This is a genomic window from Bradyrhizobium sp. PRIMUS42, assembly GCF_023006515.1.
In the GTDB taxonomy this organism is placed as follows: domain Bacteria; phylum Pseudomonadota; class Alphaproteobacteria; order Rhizobiales; family Xanthobacteraceae; genus Bradyrhizobium.
This window is the reverse complement of sequence record NZ_JALBGZ010001399.1, coordinates 1-714: the sequence shown is the minus strand read 5'-3', so window position 1 is coordinate 714 and position 714 is coordinate 1. Positions and strand designations below refer to the sequence as shown.

Annotated in this window: 1 protein-coding gene and 2 pseudogenes; all 3 read right to left on the bottom strand. The window is 65.1% G+C overall.

Translation table 11 applies throughout. The features are described from left to right. A pseudogene (locus MOV75_RS40650) lies at positions 1–215 on the bottom strand (hypothetical protein); the annotation flags it as partial. 132 nt (positions 216–347) lie between these two features. Then, a complete protein-coding gene (gene rpsR / locus MOV75_RS40645; protein ID WP_007592020.1) occupies positions 348–587 on the bottom strand; it encodes a 30S ribosomal protein S18 in 240 nt (79 codons plus the stop codon). 5 nt (positions 588–592) lie between these two features. Next, a pseudogene (locus MOV75_RS40640) lies at positions 593–714 on the bottom strand (30S ribosomal protein S6); the annotation flags it as partial.

The following is a 714-nucleotide window of genomic DNA, read 5'->3' as shown; positions in this document are numbered from 1 at the left end:
CAATAGGGCAAGCCGAACAGGGCGTCGAGGCCGATCGCAGCGGCGATGCCGCCGAGGCTCGCGCAAAGCGGTCCCCAGCCGATCGCGGCGACCATCAGCGGCAGCGGTGCGAGATAGAACAGGACGAGCGAGATCAGCGCGCCCGAAATGATCGAGGCGAACATCAGGGCCGACGCGGCGCCGGCGATCAAGGCTATCAGCACAAAGGCGATCATCAGCTGTCCCGCTCCCTTCGAGCGGTTAGAGGCATCTCGCCCCAACCATCGGCGACCGGACGACCCGGAAGCCTTATGAGTTCAAATAAGTCGCGACCGGCGGCTCAACGGCCGCCGGTCGAATTGATCGTGTCAGCGAATGACGTAGGGCAAGAGACCCAGGAACCGCGCGCGCTTGATGGCGCGGGCGAGCTCACGCTGCTTCTTCGCGGACACCGCGGTGATGCGGCTCGGCACGATCTTGCCGCGCTCGGAGACGTAACGCATCAGGAGCTTGGAGTCCTTGTAGTCGATCTTCGGAGCATTGGCGCCCGTGAACGGGCAGCTCTTGCGACGACGGAAAAACGGACGGCGTGCACCAGCTTCAGCCATTGTTCTTACTCCCCATCCGTCGTGGTTTCAGCTTCTTCGCGCGGACGGCGCGGGCCGCGGTCGCCGCGGAAGCCACCACCGTCGCGATCGCCACCACGGAAACCACCCTCGCGGTCGCCACGGAAGC

What these genes read in the sequence shown, in the direction of transcription:
- rpsR (WP_007592020.1), bottom strand. Translation starts at nt 587, where the DNA reads ATGGCTGAAGCTGGTGCACGCCGTCCGTTTTTCCGTCGTCGCAAGAGC.